This is a genomic window from Corallococcus sp. M7 (genome assembly GCF_054512695.1).
Map to the genome: position 1 here is coordinate 167,934 of NZ_CM137252.1, position 16,261 is coordinate 184,194.

The window sequence follows — 16,261 nt, forward strand, 5'->3', positions numbered from 1 at the left end:
CGAAGCGATGATGTGGCTGCGGGATGTGGCGTTGCTGGCATGCCCGGACTGCCGGGGCCAGTTGGTGTGGCACGGGCAGAGCGAGGACGACCGGCTGGACGAGGGACGTCTGCTCTGCGGCGGCTGCGGCGAGACGTGGAAGGTGGAGGACGGGCTCGCCCGGCTGTACCGCGAGGACCGCGTCCAGGGCACGGACCGCCTGATGCGCCACATCTACGACGGGCTGCCCGCGCTGCACGACCCGCTGACCACGGTGCTGACGCCGCTGTTCCAGTCCGTCTCCGAGTCGCGGATGCGCGACGGGTACATGCGCAGGCTGGAACTGGGCGCGCTGAAGCCTCGCGACGACGGACAGCCCGTGCGCGTGCTGGAGGTGGGCGTGGGCGCGGGCGCGAACCTGCCGCGCATCCGGGGCGCGCTGCCGCCGGGCCTGCCCGTGGAGGTCTGGGGCCTGGACCTGAGCACCGGCATGCTGGCGCAGTGCGAGAAACGGCTGCGCAAGGGCCGCGGTGTGAAGGACACGCGGCTGCTGGTGGCGGACGCGCACTCGCTCCCGTTCAAGGACGGCCTGTTCGACCGCGTCTTCCACGTCGGCGGGATTGGGAGCTACCGCCAGCCCGCGGTGGCGCTGCGGGAGATGGCGCGCGTGGCCCGGCCCGGCACGCCGCTGGTGGTGGTGGACGAGCAACTGGACGCGGCCTTCCGTCCGTCGCTGTTCCAGCGCGCCGCCTTCCGCGCCCTCACGTTCTACACGCGCGAGGCGAAGAGCCCTCGCGACCTGCTGCCGCGCAACGCCGAAGACGTCATCGAGGAACAGGTGTCACCGTTCTACTACTGCCTCACGTTCCGCGTTCCGGCCGTCACGGGTTGAGCACCAGGTCCAGCAGCTTCAGCGTCATGCCGCCCGTGAAGTCGATGGTGGCGCCGTTGAACCACGCGGCGTCATCCCCCACGAGCACGGTGACGAAGCGGGCCACCTCGTCCAGCGTGGCCATGCGCCCCGCGGGGGTCATGGCCGCGTGGCGCGCCTCCAGGTGGGCCAGCGCCTCCGGCGAGTAGACGTGCCGCAGCGCGGGCGTCATCACCGTGCCGAACTTGAGCAGGTTGACGCGGTGGCCCTTCGGGCCCAGCTCCATGGCCAGGTGGCGCACGTACATCTCCAGCGAGGCCTTGGCGGCGCTGATGAGCCCGGTGTTGCCCAGGTGCGTCTCATCCAGCGGGTTCTGCAGCCCCAGCAGGCGCGCGTCCGGGGCCAGCAGGTCGCGTTGCACCAGCGCCTGCGTCCAGTACACGAACGAGTGCGCCATGCAGTCGAACGTGCGCTGGATGCGGCGCGGGTGCAGCCGGTCCGGGCCCTCGGAGAGGAAGCGCCCCACGGACGCACCGGCGATGGCGTGCACGAACAGCTTCACGCTGCGAGGCCCCGCGCGCTGGAGCAGCTCGTCCGCGCCGGCCTCGGCGGCCTCGGGCGTGGAGGCATCCGCCTGGCGCAGGTGCACGTCCCGGCCCGCGTCGCGCACGCGGGCCTCCAGCTCACGCGCGGTGTCCGGATAGCGGCCCCGGTGCACGCCGAAGACGTTCAGCCCCGGCTTGCGCGCGACGGCCTCCGCGATGGCCGCGCCCGACCCGGAAGAGGCGCCGAGGATGAGCGCCCACGCCGGAGAGGGTCCGCCTGCTGCTGGAGGCTCGTGCATGGTGCTTCCATCATAGGAACCCCGACGCGGCGGGGCTGGGAGATCACGCAAAGACTCACTGGCCGCGGAGGGTCCGAACGGCCTCGGCCACCAGCGCGGCGTTGTCCTCCGCGCGGCGTCCATCCCGCAGCGTGAGCGTGTCCTCCAGCCCGATGCGCGTGTCGAAGCCCTGACGCACGGCGTGGTCGAGCACGGCCCACGCGCCTCCTTCCGAGCCGTGGACGAGCAGGGGACGCGCAAGCCCCGTGGCGCGCAGCAGCTCCACCAGCGTCCGCGCCTCCCGGCACGCGGCCTCCGGTTGGGACGACTGCGTCTCCACGAGGATGCGCAGGCAATTCGAAGCCCGGGGCCACGCGGTCAGCCGGGGCACGTCCTCCGGGAACCACACCCCCGCCTCCACGCCGATGCCCGCGTCGAGCAGCGCGTCCGCGATGGATTCCCAGCCGGGCTCGGACAGGTTGACGGAGGCGAAGTCGGGCCGGGTGTCGGCGGACAGCGCCTTCCAACGGGCGACACGCGCGTGGCGGGCCTTCACGTCCGGGACCATCCACGCGCCGGTGCTGACGCCCACGGGCACGCCCGGACAGGCGTGGCGGATGGCGGACACCGTCGCGCCGATGTCCGCCGCGTCCAGGGACTCGCCGCCGTGCGCCGCGCGCGGATGCACGTGGAACGCTCCCGCACCGGCGGCGTGGCAGGCGGCGGCGTCCCTCGCGAGCGCTTCGGGGGTGACGGGCAGCCGGGGATGATCCGCGGCCGCGCGGGCTCCGTTGAGGCAGACCTTGAGCAACATGCGCGGGATGAAGCCACGGATGGCCCCGGGTCCACGGGCTTCGTGAAGTTGCTTCGTCCGCTGGTGGAAATCCCGCTGCACGAAGGGATGGGTGGGTTGTTCCCGGGTCCGTCCGGGTTTACCGAAGAAGGACGCATCCCCAGCGCCGTGGAGAAGGAGCTTCCCATCGTGCGTCCCCCGGAAAAGGTCGTGTTCGGCCACACCGTCGAAGGCCTGCTGGTGACCCTGGACGGGCATCTGGAAGGCCCGCTCCGGACGCGATTGAAGGCCGTGGGGCTGGACCTGGACCAGAAGCTGGCGCCCGCCTATCCCCGGGACCAGTGGCACCAGATGCTGCTTTTGGGCGCGCAGGTGCTCTTCCCCCACCACTCCGTCGCGCAGGCGCACTGGTACCTGGGCCAGCGCTTCGTCACGGCCTACTTCTCCACCCGCATCGGCCGCGCGCTGCAAGGCGTGCTGAAGTTCCTGGGCCCCGCGCGCACGCTGGAGCGCACCACGCGCAACATGGCCTCCGGCAACAACTACCTGCAGGTGGACGTGGAGCGCCTGGCCGCCACCGACTACCGGCTCCGGGTGAACGAAGGCGGCATCCACCCGGAGTTCATCGGGGCCCTGTGCCACTTCGGCACGCTGACCACCGGCGTGAAGGGGCTCACCACCGTGGTCGAGGGCCGCGAGGGGCCCGCCGCGACGTACCGGATGCGCTGGTAGCGGGCCCCCTTGCCTCAGCCGTGGGAGACGACGAACTCCTGGTCTCCCACGCGCACCTGGAGCAGGCGCTGGATGCCCGACCCCAGCTTCCACCGGACGGCGAGCTGATCCATCCACGCGACGAACGCGGTGACGCGGAAGTCGTCGCACGCCAGGTCATCCAGGGCCGTGAACACCTGCTGCACGGCGGAGGTCGAGTCGTTCTCCGCGATGACGGCCTCCGAATGGATGGCCTTGTTCAGCGCGATGAGCTTGTCGAGCAGGTCCTTCCAGAACACGTACACCTTCCCGTACGGCCGGCCCCCGATGTCGCCTCCGTAGCGCGAGGACTGCACGAGCACGTCCGCGAACGTGCCCGTGCCGCCGGTCTGCTCCCAGTGCGACGCGACGAAGCCGTCCGCTCCCGCCTGCGTCTTCAGGTGCCAGGCCACGCTCGCCTTCGCCCGGTCGAGCGTCCAGTCCTTCGCCCCGTCCTTGAGGTACGCGTCCCAGAGGGGCATGTAGAGCTCCTCCCGGCGCTGGAGTTGGGTGCGCACGGGCTGGTTGGCCCGGGGCAGGGCGCGCGCCAGGGCGCGTGCGAAGGCGTTGCGTTCGAAGGCGGGTTCGGAGCCCAGCTTCGCCAGCAGCCGCCGGAAGCTGGGGTTGTCCACGCGCAGGTCCAGCCGTGTTTCGGTCTTCGTGCCGGCGGGCGCCGCGCGGAAGAGCCGGTCCACCAGCGCTGGCGCGTCCTCCGGACGGACCGCGCCCCAGACGATGGCCCCGTCCACCGCGCGTTGGATGAGCTCCTTGGACAGGCCGTCCTCCACCTGGCTCTGGGCGAAGAAGGAGTACTCGAATTCGTCCGCGCTGGGCGTGAGGCTGAAGCGCGGCATCTGGGCGCTGAAGTCGAGCCCCCAGCGGGAGGTCTTCCCGTACAGCACCCCCGAGCTCGTGTAGCTGCGCGCCCCCAGGAACGCGTAGCGGCGCGGGCCCTGCCGGTGGTCGCGGGACGCGTGCTGGACCACGGCCTTGAGCTTCCGCCGGTCCTCCTGCGAGGCGAAGTTCACGTCGCGCCAGCCCAGGCCCAGGCCCCACACGCGCTGGGACTCCACGGACCTCATGTGGAAGTAGCGCCGCAGCCAGGCGTCATTCACCCGGCGCTGGATGGAGGCCAGGTCGCCGGAGACGAACGCGCCGTGCGTGCCCGCCAGCTCCTCCACGGGCACCTCCAGCTCCAGGAGCGTCGCGTCCTCGGTGCTGCGCGCGTATTCGTATTCGAAGCCGGCCTTGAGCGAGCCGCTCACCACGCTCTCCACGAAGTCCTTCAGTTCCTCATACGCGGCCGTCACCGCCGCGAGCGTGGGCTCCACCGACTTGAGGAACCCCAGTTGCTTCAGCAGCGCGGCGGCGACCTGGAGGAGCGCGGGTTGGAGCGAGCCCTGCTCCATGCCCTCCACGATCTTCAAGGCGTCCTGCACCTTGGCGTCCACGGCGCTCAGGATGGAGGCGAGCAGCGGCGACGAGTACTCCAGCGACACGCCCGCGGACACGTGGACCGCCGCGGCGTCCGAGGTGGCCTTGCGGACCGACACGCGGAACGCTCCGCCGTCCTTGGGCCGGGAGAAGACGATGCGGAACTCGTCCTGGAGCGACACGGTGCCGCCGATGGACGCGCCGGCTTGCGCCTTCAGCTCGAACACCAGCTGCCCGGCCAGCCGCTTCGCGAGCGCCGCCACCAGGGACGTGCTGATGGCGGACCAGGACACCTTCACCCCGGCCTTCAGCGCCACGCAGGTCTGGAACGACAGGGCGTCACCGGGCTGGAGCGCCTGCACATCCCCCAGCACGAAGGGCAGGCGCAGGGACTTCGCGTCCGAACCCAGCGCTGCCTCCAGCGTCTGGGTGGCGGCGTGGCGCCGGTAGTCCGCCACCTTCACCTGGAGTGATCCACCGCCGCTCAACTCGACGAAGGGGAAGTTCCCCTGGCCGTTGGCCTCCGCGCTCAGCTCCGCCGCGTACTTCAGCCAGCACGCGGCCCCGTCCGGGGAGAAGAGGGGCTCCACGGAGGAGCCGTCCAGCACCTTCGGGGGCACGCCGATGATGCCGTACGCATCCTTGTCGTTCCGGTCGTTGAAGAGCTCGACGGGGACCTTGAGTGTGCCCGTCAGGGCCACCTGGCCTCCCTGGATGGGGATGGCCTTGTTTCCGTTCAGCTCCGCGTGGCCCAGCGCCTGTTCGTGCGCGGCGTTGCCCAGCGCGAGCTTGAGCGTGTTCACCGCCGGAATCTGGATGCTCCAGCTCATGATGCTCCCCCCACCGTGGAATGCCCCCGTCTCAGGGACAGGTGAGCAATCATTGCCGTGGGGCCTGCCTGGACGCTTCTGACGACAGGGAGGTGAGACTGTCCTTGGCGTGAAATCGTCATCACCCCGAGGATGTAGGGGTTGTTCACAAGTCGGTATCCGGTCTAACCAGGGGGCACCCAAGCCACGTCATCCCCCGAGCCGTGGCGGAGGAGCCCCTCGTGTCGAACCCGTCGGAGATCGTCTTCGGCCATACGGTCGAAGGACTGTTGTTGGCCTTGAAGGGCCGGCTGGAAGGCCCCAGTCCGCTGCGCGCGAAGCTGAAGGAAGCCGGGCTGGACCTGGACCGGAAGCTGGAGCCCGCGTATCCCAACGCCATCTGGCAGAGGCTCCTGCAGATTGGCGCGACGGAGCTGTTCCCGAACGTGTCCATGAACGAGGCGCAGTGGCTGCTGGGTGAGCGCTTCGTCGCGGGCTACTTCGAGACGAACATGGGCCGCGCGCTGCAGACGGTGCTGAAGCTCCTGGGCCCCGCGCGCGCCCTGGAGCGCACGTCGCGCAACCTGGCCTCCGGCAGCAACTTCCTGCACGTGGAGGTGGAGCGGCTGGCGGACACGGACTACCGCATCAAGGTGAACGAGGGCGGGACCTACCCGGAGTTCATCGGCTCCATCTGTCACCACGGGACGCTGACCACGGGGGTGAAGGGCCTGACCACCGTGGTCGAGTCCCGCCAGGGCCGCGCCGCCATCTACCGCGTGCGCTGGTAGTCCCGCGCCGCGTCCAGCAGTCCCTGCACCGCGCCCGTCACCTCGCGGTGCACCGTGAGCAGGGCCTCCCGGTCCGCCGCGTCGAAGCCCGGGGTCAGGTGGGTTGTCAGGGGATTTCCAACCCATTGGGTCATCTTCACCGGGAAGGGGAGGGACAGGGGCCACAGGCCCGTGGCGCCTACGCCCAGCCATAGCGGCAGCCTTCCGGGCATCCCCACGCGCTTGCCCCACGCGTAGCCGTCGTTGAGGCCCACGTAGGCGTCGTCCATGCCGTGGCCCGCGATGGGGATGATGGGCAGGCCGTAGCGCACGGCCAACCGCAGGTAGCCCAGCCGTTCTCCCCAGTCCACGCGGTAGCGGTGCCGGAAGTCGCGGCAGCCCTCGCGTGTGCCTCCGGGCTGCACGAGGACGTGTTCGCCCTTCTTCACCGCTTCGGCCAGCAGTGGCCCGTCCCCGGTGACGAAGCCCAGTCCGTCCGCCACCTGTCGCATGCCCGGGATGCGGTCGAACGCGCCGTGCGCGATGCCGTGTGGCAGGTAGCCCAGATGGTCGTGCAGCGTCACCGTCAGCATGCACAGGTCCACCGCCAGGGGCCGGCCGTGGTAGCCCACCAGCAGCTTCGCTCCGGGGCGGAGCAGCGGCTCCAGGTTCACCACCTCGTAGCGGTGGTAGCGCTGGAGCAGGCGGAAGGTCGTCAGCCACGCGGCCCGGGCCGCTGACGCGGTGAGTGTCACCCGCCCACCCGGTACAGCACCGCGCCGTGCGCCACTCCCGCGCCCACGCCCACCATCAACACGCGGTCTCCCGGCTTCACCGGCCGCGTGCGCCACAGCCGGTCCAGCCCCGTGCCCAGCGACGCGGAGCCCACGCTGCCCACCGTGTCCACCACCGTGACGCTCTTCTGCTCCGGCACCTCCAATGCCTGGAGGATGGCCGCGAGCATGCTCCCGTTCGGCTGGTGCGTGAGCACCCACTCCACGTCCGCCACCGTCAGCCCCGCGCCCTGGAGCACCTCCGACGCCGCGCGCTTCAGCGCTCCCAGCGCCACGCGCGTCATGTCGCGCGATGGGGTGAGGAAGCGCATGCCCTCGCGCTGTCCCGTCTGGTGCGGGTTCTCCAGCACGACGTCCGGCGGCAGCGTGCCGTCGTTGCCGAACGCAGCCCCCAGCACGCCTTCGCCGGGCCGTGCCTCGCCCAGCACCACCGCCGCCGCCGCGTCACCGAGCACCAGGTAGGGACGCGGGTCTTCCGGCCGCGTGGTGCGCGACAGCAGCTCCACGGACACCACGCCGACAGGCCCCAGGCCCGTCGCCACCGAGCGCGCCGCCAGGTCGAACGCGCTCAGGAAGCCCATGCACGCGTTGCCCACGTCCATCGCATCGCAAGTGCCGGACAGCCCCAGCGCCGCCGCCACCCGGCTGCCGTTGGCCGGCGTGGTGACGTCCCCGCCCATGGACGACACGAACAGGATCCGCCGGAGCGCCGTCGCCGGAAGCCCCGCCGCCTCCAGCGCGCCCCGCAGGGCCTGGGCTCCCAGGTCCGCGGCGCGCGTCCCCGCCGGAGCGAAGTGCCGCGTACGGATGCCCGTCTTGCGTTCGACCTCCGCCGCGTCGCGGCCCACGCGCGCGCAGACCTCCGCCGTCGTCACGGCCGGACCGGGCAGCACGCTCGCGGTGCCGAGGATGCGGACGGGAATCACGCGGCCCTCCTTCCGCTGGCCGTGTTCCGGCATCCGCGCGGCGCCGTCCAGGCCCGTGGGACTCACGCGGCCCTCCGGCCACCGGCTGCGTTCCGGCGCCCTCGCAGTGCCTCCCAGGCCTGCTTGAGCTCCAGGAGCTTCTGCTCCAGGCCCATGTCTCGCGCGGCTTCGTCCAATACCTGATCCACGTGGGTGAAGCGCATGGAGCCGAGCAACGGATGCTCGCGCGTGCCCACGTCGTAGCGGAGGTCTCCTCTCGCGGACTCCAGGTCTCCGTTGCGGTGCAGGAGCAGGACTCCGCTGGCCAACAGGTCCTTGGCCCGCGCCACCGGGTTGAGCGCGGAGAGGAACAGCCCCACCGCTCCGGGCAACAGTGGCCGCGCGGCGTGATGATGGCCCGCGGGGAAGATGTTGCTGGAGAAGACCAGGTCCGCGCCCGCGTGGAGCAGCACGTCCACCGGCACCATGCTGGTGAAGGCCCCGTCCACGTAGCGCGCGGGCGGCTGGAGCGTGGGCGCCCACACTCCCGGCGCCGAGCCGCTCGCGCGCACCGCCAGCGCCAGCGGCCCCTTCTCCAGCACCACGCAGCGGCCCGTGGTCAGGTCCGTCGTCACCGGCAGGAAGCCCATCGGCAGCTCCTCCAACGCCAGGTCCCCCAGGTCGCCGCGCACCAGCCACTCCATGGCCTGTGTCGTCACCACCGAGGACAGCGCCGCGGCGGACAGGTGCCCGCCCCGCGCCCGGTGCTGGAGCCGGCGCAGGCCATCCAGGCCTTCACGCCCATCGCGCGCGGTGCCGCAGTAGTACGCGCCCACCAGCGAGCCCATGCTCGCGCTGCTGAGGAAGTCCACCGGCACGTCCAGCGCCGCCAGCCTCCGCAACAGGTGCACGTGGTAGAAGCCCCACACGCCGCCGCCGCTGAGCGCCAGTCCCACGCGCCGGCCGGTGATGGCGCGCGCCCACCGCGACAGCGCGTCCCGCGTCCCCGCGTCCAGCCCCAACGCCGCCAACGGCCGCGAGTCCCCGGGCCGCACCACCAGCCGCTCCCAATCCAGCCGCAGCCGGCACCCGGGTGGCGGCGCGTCCTCGTCCCAGCCGTCCTCGTCCGGCAGCGAGCGCCCCCGCAGGGTCGGGCTGCCCTGCGGCCGCCACGGCGACAGCAGCACGGTGGGCAGCACCGGCGTCCCCACGCTGTCCGCCTCTCCTCCCGGCGGAACGAGCCGCACCTCGCGCGGCGTCAGCGACTCCGGCACCGGCACGCCATCCACCAGCACGCAGTCGAAGTCCTCACCCTCGGGGAGAAGGGGCGCTCCCGGCGTCACCGTGCGGCGGAACACGCGGTCGGCTCCGCGCACCGCGCCCTCCATGCGCTTCGTCCCCGGGCGCACGAGCAGCACCCGGTCCCCGAAGTCGTGGACCATCACCTTCGCCACCAGCTCCACCAGCACGGACAGCATCGCGGGGGGCAGCTCCAGCCCCTGCTGCACGCGGAACGTCACCACGTCCAGCCGCGGCGCCGCGTTCCCTCCAGCGCTTCCGGGGCGGGGCACCACCGCCACCGACTCCAGCTCCTCGCGAGGAAGGAAGAGGGCCTGCGACGCGGACGCCGCCGTCACCGTGACGGGCCACGTGCCGCGCGCGAGCGCCTCCACGCCCAGCGACATCCCCGAGCGCAGGTGCAGGAGCACCGTCCCGCCCGTCGTCACCCGCCACTCGCCCGAGCGCAGAAGGTAGATGCCGTCCACCGGCTCGCCCTCGCGGCAGATGCCCTCGCCCGGCTGGGGCTCCACCGGCCGGCCCGCTCCAGCAGACGGAGCAGGGCGGACGCACGCGCGTGGCGCAGCACGGGGGCTTGCTTCAACGTGTACAGCCACCGACGCCGCTCATCGACAGTCAGAGGAGAAGGCATGCGTCGCTCAAGGATAACCAGGACGCTCCGGCGCGGGGTAGCGCGCCGGAGTGCCTGCCCGCTCCGTGCGGGTCCTTCGCGACGCGTTTACGCCGGCTGGGGTCGCGGCGGCTCCCCCTCGGGAGGGATGGACGGCGGCGGCGGATTCTGGGGTCCGCTTGGCGAATTGCCGTGCTTGCGGTCCTTCAGGAGCTTCGTGCGCGCGCCTTCCACCAGCGCGTAGAGCACCGGGATGAAGATGAGGTTCACGAAGGTGGAGAAGAGCATGCCGCCGAAGACGGCCGTGCCCAGCGACTTGCGCGCGGACGCGCCCGCGCCGGTGGCCAGCATCAGCGGCACCACGCCGAAGAGGAACGCGAAGGACGTCATCAGGATGGGCCGCAGGCGCGTCTCCGCCGCGTTGATGGCGGACTCCACCACGCCCTGACCCTGCGCGCGCAGCTGCTCGCCGAACTCCACGATGAGGATGGCGTTCTTCGACGCGAGGCCCACCAGCATCACCAGCCCCACCTGACAGAACACGTCGTTCACCAGCCCGCGCAGGTTCTGCAAGAGCAGCGCGCCCATCATCGCGACGGGCACCGCGAGCATGACGACGAAGGGCAGGGCGAAGCTCTCGTACTGCGCGGCCAGCACCAGGAACACGAACACGATGCCCAGCGCGAAGATGATGAGCACGGTGTTGCCCGCGCTCTTCTGCTCCTGGGACAGGCCCGTCCACTCGAAGGAGAAGCCCGGCGGCAGGGCCTGCTTCGCCACCTCCTCCATGGCGGTGAGGGCCTGGCCGGTGGAGATGCCGGGGGCGCCCTGGCCGTTGATGTTCGCGGAGCGGAAGAGGTTGTAGTGGGTGATGTTGGGCGCCGTCGTCATGGGCGTCACCTTCACCAGCGCCTCCAGCGGCACCATGGCCCCGGTGTCCGAGCGCACGTAGAGGCTGCCGATGTCCTTCGGGTTGTCCCGGAAGGGCGTCGCGGCCTGCACGAACACGCGGTAGACGCGGTTGGAGAAGGTGAAGTCGTTCACGTACTGGCTGCCCAGGTACACCTGGAGCGTGGAGAACAGCGAGGACAGGGGCACGCCCATGGCCTTGGCCTTCTCCCGGTCCACGTCGATGTTGAGCTGCGGCGAGCCCGCGGTGAACGCGGAGAACACGCCGCGCAGCTGCTGCTCCTGGCTCGCCTTGCCCACCAGCGCCTGCGTGGCCTGCGCCAATTCCTCCAGCGTGCGGCCGCCCTGCTGGTCCTCCAGCACGAACTCGAAGCCGCCCACGCTGCCCACGCCGCGGATGGCGGGCGGTTGCAGGGGCAGCACGCGCGCGCCGCCCACCTGGGACAGTTGGGGGCGCAGGCGCTCCACCAGGCCCGCGACGCTGGACTCCTTCGCCTTGCGCTCCTCCCAGGGCTTCAGGTTGATGAAGAGCGAGCCGTAGTTGGCGCCCGTGCCCAGCAGCGAGAAGCCGCCCACGGTGAAGATCTGCGTCACCTCCTCCTGCTGCTTGATGATGCCCTCCACCTGGATGAGGACGTTGCGCGTGTATTCCAGCGACGTGCCCTCCGGGCCCTGCACCGCGACGATGAGGTAGCCCTGGTCCTCGTCCGGGATGAAGCCCGTGGGCGTGGCCCGGTAGAGCAGGCCCGTGGCCACGAGGAACACCGCGAAGATGCCCACGACGACCCACCGTATCTTGCCCAGCATCAGGCGCAGGAGCTTCCCGTAGCCGCGCCGGAGCGCGTCCATGCCCTGGTCGAACTTGCGCGCCAGGACGAACTTCTGGCCCTCGTTGGGGCGCAAGAGGCGCGCGCACAGCGCGGGGGACAGGGTGAGCGCGACGAGCGCGGAGAGGCTGATGGAGAACGCGATGGTGAGCGCGAACTGGCGGTAGATGGCGCCCGTGGTGCCGGGGAAGAAGGACACCGGGATGAACACCGCGGAGAGCACCAGCGCGGTGGCCACCACCACGCCGGCCACCTGCTGCATGCCCCGGTGGGTGGCCTCCTTCGCGTCCACCTTCTCGTGCTCGATGACGCGCTCCACGTTCTCGATGACCACGATGGCGTCATCCACCACCAGGCCCGTGGCCAGCGTCAGGCCGAAGAGGGTCAGCGTGTTGAGCGAGAAGCCGAACGCGTTGACGAACATGAACGTGCCGACCAGCGACACCGGCAGCGTCGTCACCGCCACCAGCACGCTGCGCCAGCCGTGCAGGAAGATGAAGATGACCAGGACGACCAGGAGGATGGCCTCGCCCAGCGCCTTGAGCACCTCCTCGATGGAGGCGCTCACCGCGGCCGTGGTGTCGAAGGCCACCTGATACGTGAGGCCCGGCGGGAAGTTGGCGGACAGCCGCTGGAGCTCCGCCTCCACGCCCTCGCGCACGTCCAGCGCGTTGGAGCCGGGCAGCTGCGTGATGCCCAGGCCCACCGCGTCCTGGCCGTTGAAGCGCAGGAGCTGCTGGTAGTTCTCCGCGCCCAGCTTCACGTCGCCCACGTCGCGGATGCGCACCAGGGCGCCGTCCGCGCCGCGCTGGATGACGATGGCGCCGAACTCTTCCGGGGACGTCAGCTGGCCCTTCACCTGGAGGGACAGCTGATACGCCTGCTCCTTGGAGGACGGGGCCTGGCCCACCTTGCCCGCGCCCACCTGGACGTTCTGCTCCTGGAGCGCGTTGAGCACGTCCTGCGCGGTGAGGTTGCGGCGGGCCAGCTCCGTGGGGTCCAGCCACAGGCGCATGGCGAAGCGGCGCTCGCCGAAGATGCGCACGTCGCCCACGCCCTTCACGCGCAGGAGCGCGTCGCGGATGTAGACGTCCGCGTAGTTGCTGATGAACTCCGTGTCGTAGCGCTTCTCCTTGTCATAGACGCCGAAGGAGACGAGCAGCTGCGTCTGCGCCTTGCGCACGGTGACGCCCAGCGCGTTCACCTGCGAGGGCAGCTGCGGCGTGGCGGTGGCCACGCGGTTCTGCACGTCCACCGCGGCCAGGTCCACGTCGCGCGACGGGTCGAACGTCGCGGTGATGGTGGACTGGCCGTCGTTGGTGCTGGTGGAGGACATGTAGCGCATGCCCTCCATGCCGTTGAGCTGGCGCTCCAGCACGGTGGTGACGGCGCTCTCCACCGTCTCCGCGGACGCGCCGGTGTACGTGGCCGTGATCTGCACCTGCGGCAGCGCCAGCTCCGGGTACTGCTCGATGGGGAGGCTGGGAATGGAGATGGCGCCCACCAGCGTGATGAGGATGGACAGCACGCTGGAGAAGACGGGGCGCTTGATGAAGAAGTCGGTGAACATGGCAGCCCCCTACCGACCCGCGTCCGCGCCGCCGCCCATGCCCTGGGCAGGGGGGAGGGGCATGCCTTCGGTCTGGCCCTTCGCCCGCGGCGCGGGCTTCGGCTGGATGGGCATGCCGTCCCGCAGCTGCTGCACCCCGCTGATGATGACCTGGGTGCCCGCGTCCAGGCCCTTGAGCACCTCGTAGTCGTTGCCCTCCACCAGCCCCAGCGTCACGGGCTGGCGCTTCACCACGGTGCCGGCGTCGCCTTCGCCCACCACCATGGCGAAGGACTGGCTGCCCTGCCGCGTCACCGCGGTGGTGGGCATCTTCAAGGCGTCGCGCACGTCGTAGACGAGCTGCGCGCGCACCAACTGGCCGGCCCGCAGGCCCACGGTGTTGTCGAAGGCGGCCTGCACCTCCACCAGCTGCGTGTTGGGATTGGGGGTGGTGGCGACGAAGAAGGCGGGCGCGCGGACGATGGGCTCGCCGTCCTCGTTGAGGATCTCCAGCGGCGTCTCGCCAATCTTCACCCGCGCCGCCTGGTCCACCGGCACCTGCACGGACAGCTCCAGCGCGCGGCTCTGGTCCAGGATGGTGAGCGCCGTTTGCGGCGTCACATAGTCGCCCAGCTTCACCGGGATGTCGCCCACGACGCCGTCGAAGGGGGCGCTCACGTTGAAGAAGCCCAGCTGCACCTGCTGGTTCTGGATTTGTGCCTCCGCGGCCTGGGCCTGGGCTTCGGATTGCGCCGCCTGGGCCACGGCCTGTTCGTAGTCCTGGCGGCTGACGAGCCCTTCCTTGAGGAGCTGCGCGCTGCGCTCGCGCGTCCTGCGCGCGAACTCGCGGTTGGCGACGGCGGAGGCCTTCTGGGCCTGGGTGGCGCGCAGGGAGGCCTGCTCCTGGCGTGGATCCACCACGAGCAGCACCTGGCCCGCCTTCACCGTCTGGCCCTGGCGGACGGGAATCTTCTGGATGTAGCCGGCGACCTGCGGGACGACGGTGATGCTGCTGCGGGAGATGAGCGTGCCCACGTACTCGCTCGTGTCGCGCACCGGGCCGGGCTTCACCGCCATCACCTGCACGGGCGTGGGCTTGCCGCCGCCCTGGCTCTGCTGGCCCGACTGGGGGCCGCCTCCGGGCGCGGCCTGGCCGGGGTCCTTGCCGCCACTGCACCCGCCCGCCGTCAGCGCGAGGACGAGTCCCCACGCGCCCCAACCGCCCCTCACCAATCGCATGCCGCCTCCGACAGGAATGCATCCACCTGGGCCTGGCGGAACTGGAAGTCGCGGATGACGAGCTCCAGTTCCGCCTGCCGCAGGGCCCCGGCCGCGTCCACCAGCTCGAGGCTCGTTCCGGTGCCCACCTCGAAGCTGCGGCGGGTGAGCCGGTCATTCTCCTCCGCGAGTTTCCGCTCGCGGTCCGCCAGGTCGCGCGTCGCCTGGGTCACCTGCACGGCGCGCTTCGCCTGCGTGACCTCGATGACGACGTTGCGCTCCCGGTCGGTGTAATCCGCGCGGGCCTGCTCCAACTGGCCGCGGGCCTGGCGCAGGCGGCCCTCGCGCGCGCCGCCGTCCCAGAAGGGCAGCACCAGGCTGGCGCCGACGTTCCAGATGGGGACCTCCGCGAAGCCCGGGTTGACGGTGAGCGCGGTGGTGGTGCTGGTGACGTCCAGGGTGGGCGCGTACTGGCGATACACCTCGCCGATGGCGCGCTCGGCCACCACCTGGCGCGACTTCGCGGCGGCGATGTCCGGGCGGTTCTCCAGCGACTCCAGCGTGCGGCAGGCGGCCCTCGCGCCCTCGAAGAGGGTGGTGAGCTCCAGGCCCGGCTTGATTCCCACGGCGGACGGGGTGCCAAGGGCGAGGCCCAGCGCCTCGCGCGCCTGGCGCAGGTTCTCGTCGCCGGTGACGACGTTGCGGCGGGCGGTCTGGGCGTCCTGCTCCACGCGGACGACGTCCAGGCGGGTGCCGGCGCCCAGCTCGAAGCGGCGCTGCGCGAGGGCCAGCCGCTCCAGCGCGGTGCGCAGGTTGACGCGGTTGACCTCCGCCAGGCGCTCGTTGGAGGACACGGAGACGAGCGCCTGCGCGAGGCCCCGGGTGAGCTGCCGGCGCGTCTCCGCGAGCGACAGGGCGGCGGTGCGGCGCGACTCCTTGGCGCTGCCCAGGGCGTAGAGGCTGGCCAGGTCCACGACGGGCACGTTGGCGTTGAGCACGCCGATGCCCAGCAGCTCCGTGGGCGTGAAGCCCGCGGCGCCGCCCACGCCACCGCCCACGCCGCCGCCGATGCCGCCACCGACCGCGGGGACCGACGGGTTGAGGACGTTGTATTGGACGGACAGGGTGCCGGAGACGGAGGGCAGCAGGTTGGCGAGCGCGATGCGCCACGTGCCCGCGGCGACCTCCACCTGGCCCAGGACGGCCTGGAGGTCGGTGGAGCGCTGGCGCAGGAGCGTGAGCGCTTCGTTCCAGGACTGGATCTGCTGGGGCGCGGGAGGCGCGGGTGTGAGCAGCGGATCCGACACGTTCGCCTGGAACGGCGGTGGCACTTCGGGGACGTCGTCCGGGTTCTGGGCCGCGGGCGTGCTGGCGCGGCCGGGCTGGGGCGGAGCGGGAGCGCGGGGTGTGTTCGGAGCCGGAGCGTTGGGCGCGGGAGCGGCGGGCGCTTGCGAGGACGCGGCCGGCGGCGCGACGGAAGGCGAGGGAGGCGGAGGCGCGGGTGGAGCGCGCTGTGGAGGCGCGGTGTATTGCGCGAGGACGGGACGGAGGGGTCCGGAGCCGTGGGGCGCTGGCGCCTCGCCGGGAACTCCGGCGGGAACCAGCAGGGCTGCGAACACGAGCGCGTTCATAAGGGGTGCTCCCCAGGTAGGGGCGATGCCAGCCCCCGGCCACAGGTCGCGCCCCCCGGCGCTCCAATGGACAACACAGCAGGGCGAGGAAGTGCTCAGCAGTCGATGAACAGGCCTCCGGCCAGGGGCTGGAAGTCCGGGATTGCCCTTACGGAAGCAAGGGCAGGGAGGCTGGAGGGGCTCGTGGAGACATGGCGCGTCCTGACGCTGGCTGGGGAAAGGGAAGAGCCAACGTGCGTCGCGACCGCCGAGCAGGCGTCTGTCTTCAAGGGAGGGCGGGCGTTCAGCAG

12 protein-coding genes are annotated in these 16,261 nt (G+C 71.4%); 3 read left to right on the forward strand and 9 right to left on the reverse strand.

Features of this window, described 5'->3' with window-relative positions; genetic code table 11:
• The first annotated feature begins 7 nt into the window (after positions 1–7).
• Positions 8–871, forward strand: coding sequence for a methyltransferase domain-containing protein (locus tag ACX114_RS00725; protein WP_459293680.1), 864 nt, complete (start codon positions 8–10; stop codon positions 869–871).
• Here ACX114_RS00725 and ACX114_RS00730 read toward each other — a convergent pair.
• Entirely contained in the window at positions 861–1,694 is an 834-nt protein-coding gene (locus tag ACX114_RS00730; RefSeq protein WP_459293682.1) for an SDR family NAD(P)-dependent oxidoreductase, read from the reverse strand. The genes ACX114_RS00725 and ACX114_RS00730 overlap by 11 nt on opposite strands.
• A gap of 55 nt (positions 1,695–1,749) precedes the next feature.
• Positions 1,750–2,487, reverse strand: a complete 738-nt coding sequence (locus ACX114_RS00735) for a 3-keto-5-aminohexanoate cleavage protein (protein WP_459293684.1) — start codon at positions 2,485–2,487, stop codon at positions 1,750–1,752.
• Positions 2,488–2,655: 168 nt separating this feature from the next.
• Between ACX114_RS00735 and ACX114_RS00740 the strand changes: the two genes are divergently transcribed.
• A complete protein-coding gene (locus tag ACX114_RS00740) occupies positions 2,656–3,198 on the forward strand; it encodes a DUF2378 family protein (protein WP_459293686.1) in 543 nt (180 codons plus the stop codon).
• 14 nt (positions 3,199–3,212) lie between these two features.
• Here ACX114_RS00740 and ACX114_RS00745 read toward each other — a convergent pair whose 3' ends face one another.
• Positions 3,213–5,480, reverse strand: coding sequence for a hypothetical protein (locus ACX114_RS00745; protein WP_459293688.1), 2,268 nt, complete (start codon positions 5,478–5,480; stop codon positions 3,213–3,215).
• 221 nt (positions 5,481–5,701) lie between these two features.
• Here ACX114_RS00745 and ACX114_RS00750 point away from each other — a divergent pair, with 221 nt between their 5' ends.
• Positions 5,702–6,250 carry a DUF2378 family protein gene (locus ACX114_RS00750; RefSeq protein WP_459293690.1) on the forward strand — a complete coding sequence of 183 codons (549 nt, stop codon included), beginning with the start codon at positions 5,702–5,704 and terminating at the stop codon, positions 6,248–6,250.
• Here the strand turns inward: ACX114_RS00750 and ACX114_RS00755 are convergent.
• The 6 genes from ACX114_RS00755 to ACX114_RS00780 form a co-directional block, all read right to left on the reverse strand.
• Positions 6,232–6,984, reverse strand: a complete 753-nt coding sequence (locus tag ACX114_RS00755; RefSeq protein WP_459293692.1) for a lysophospholipid acyltransferase family protein — start codon at positions 6,982–6,984, stop codon at positions 6,232–6,234. The two genes, ACX114_RS00750 and ACX114_RS00755, sit on opposite strands and share 19 nt — an antisense overlap.
• Complete coding sequence (locus tag ACX114_RS00760; protein WP_459300024.1) at positions 6,981–7,949, reverse strand: 3-oxoacyl-ACP synthase III family protein; 969 nt, start codon at positions 7,947–7,949, stop codon at positions 6,981–6,983. Before ACX114_RS00760 ends, ACX114_RS00755 begins: the two co-directional genes overlap by 4 nt.
• A gap of 62 nt (positions 7,950–8,011) precedes the next feature.
• On the reverse strand, positions 8,012–9,739 hold the full coding sequence (locus tag ACX114_RS00765; protein WP_459293694.1) for a cyclic nucleotide-binding and patatin-like phospholipase domain-containing protein: 1,728 nt from the start codon (positions 9,737–9,739) through the stop codon (positions 8,012–8,014).
• 206 nt (positions 9,740–9,945) lie between these two features.
• Positions 9,946–13,143, reverse strand: a complete 3,198-nt coding sequence (locus ACX114_RS00770; RefSeq protein WP_459293696.1) for an efflux RND transporter permease subunit — start codon at positions 13,141–13,143, stop codon at positions 9,946–9,948.
• A 9-nt stretch (positions 13,144–13,152) separates the two neighbouring features.
• Positions 13,153–14,361 (reverse strand): efflux RND transporter periplasmic adaptor subunit, encoded by a 1,209-nt coding sequence (locus ACX114_RS00775; protein ID WP_459293698.1) that lies wholly within the window; start codon positions 14,359–14,361, stop codon positions 13,153–13,155.
• A complete protein-coding gene (locus tag ACX114_RS00780) occupies positions 14,349–15,971 on the reverse strand; it encodes a TolC family protein (protein WP_459293700.1) in 1,623 nt (540 codons plus the stop codon). Before ACX114_RS00780 ends, ACX114_RS00775 begins: the two co-directional genes overlap by 13 nt.
• Positions 15,972–16,261 lie beyond the last annotated feature (290 nt).

What these genes read in the sequence shown, in the direction of transcription:
- ACX114_RS00725 (WP_459293680.1), top strand. Translation starts at nt 8, where the DNA reads ATGATGTGGCTGCGGGATGTGGCGTTGCTGGCATGCCCGGACTGCCGG.
- ACX114_RS00730 (WP_459293682.1), bottom strand. Translation starts at nt 1,694, where the DNA reads ATGCACGAGCCTCCAGCAGCAGGCGGACCCTCTCCGGCGTGGGCGCTC.
- ACX114_RS00735 (WP_459293684.1), bottom strand. Translation starts at nt 2,487, where the DNA reads ATGTTGCTCAAGGTCTGCCTCAACGGAGCCCGCGCGGCCGCGGATCAT.
- ACX114_RS00745 (WP_459293688.1), bottom strand. Translation starts at nt 5,480, where the DNA reads ATGAGCTGGAGCATCCAGATTCCGGCGGTGAACACGCTCAAGCTCGCG.
- ACX114_RS00770 (WP_459293696.1), bottom strand. Translation starts at nt 13,143, where the DNA reads ATGTTCACCGACTTCTTCATCAAGCGCCCCGTCTTCTCCAGCGTGCTG.
- ACX114_RS00775 (WP_459293698.1), bottom strand. Translation starts at nt 14,361, where the DNA reads ATGCGATTGGTGAGGGGCGGTTGGGGCGCGTGGGGACTCGTCCTCGCG.
- ACX114_RS00780 (WP_459293700.1), bottom strand. Translation starts at nt 15,971, where the DNA reads ATGAACGCGCTCGTGTTCGCAGCCCTGCTGGTTCCCGCCGGAGTTCCC.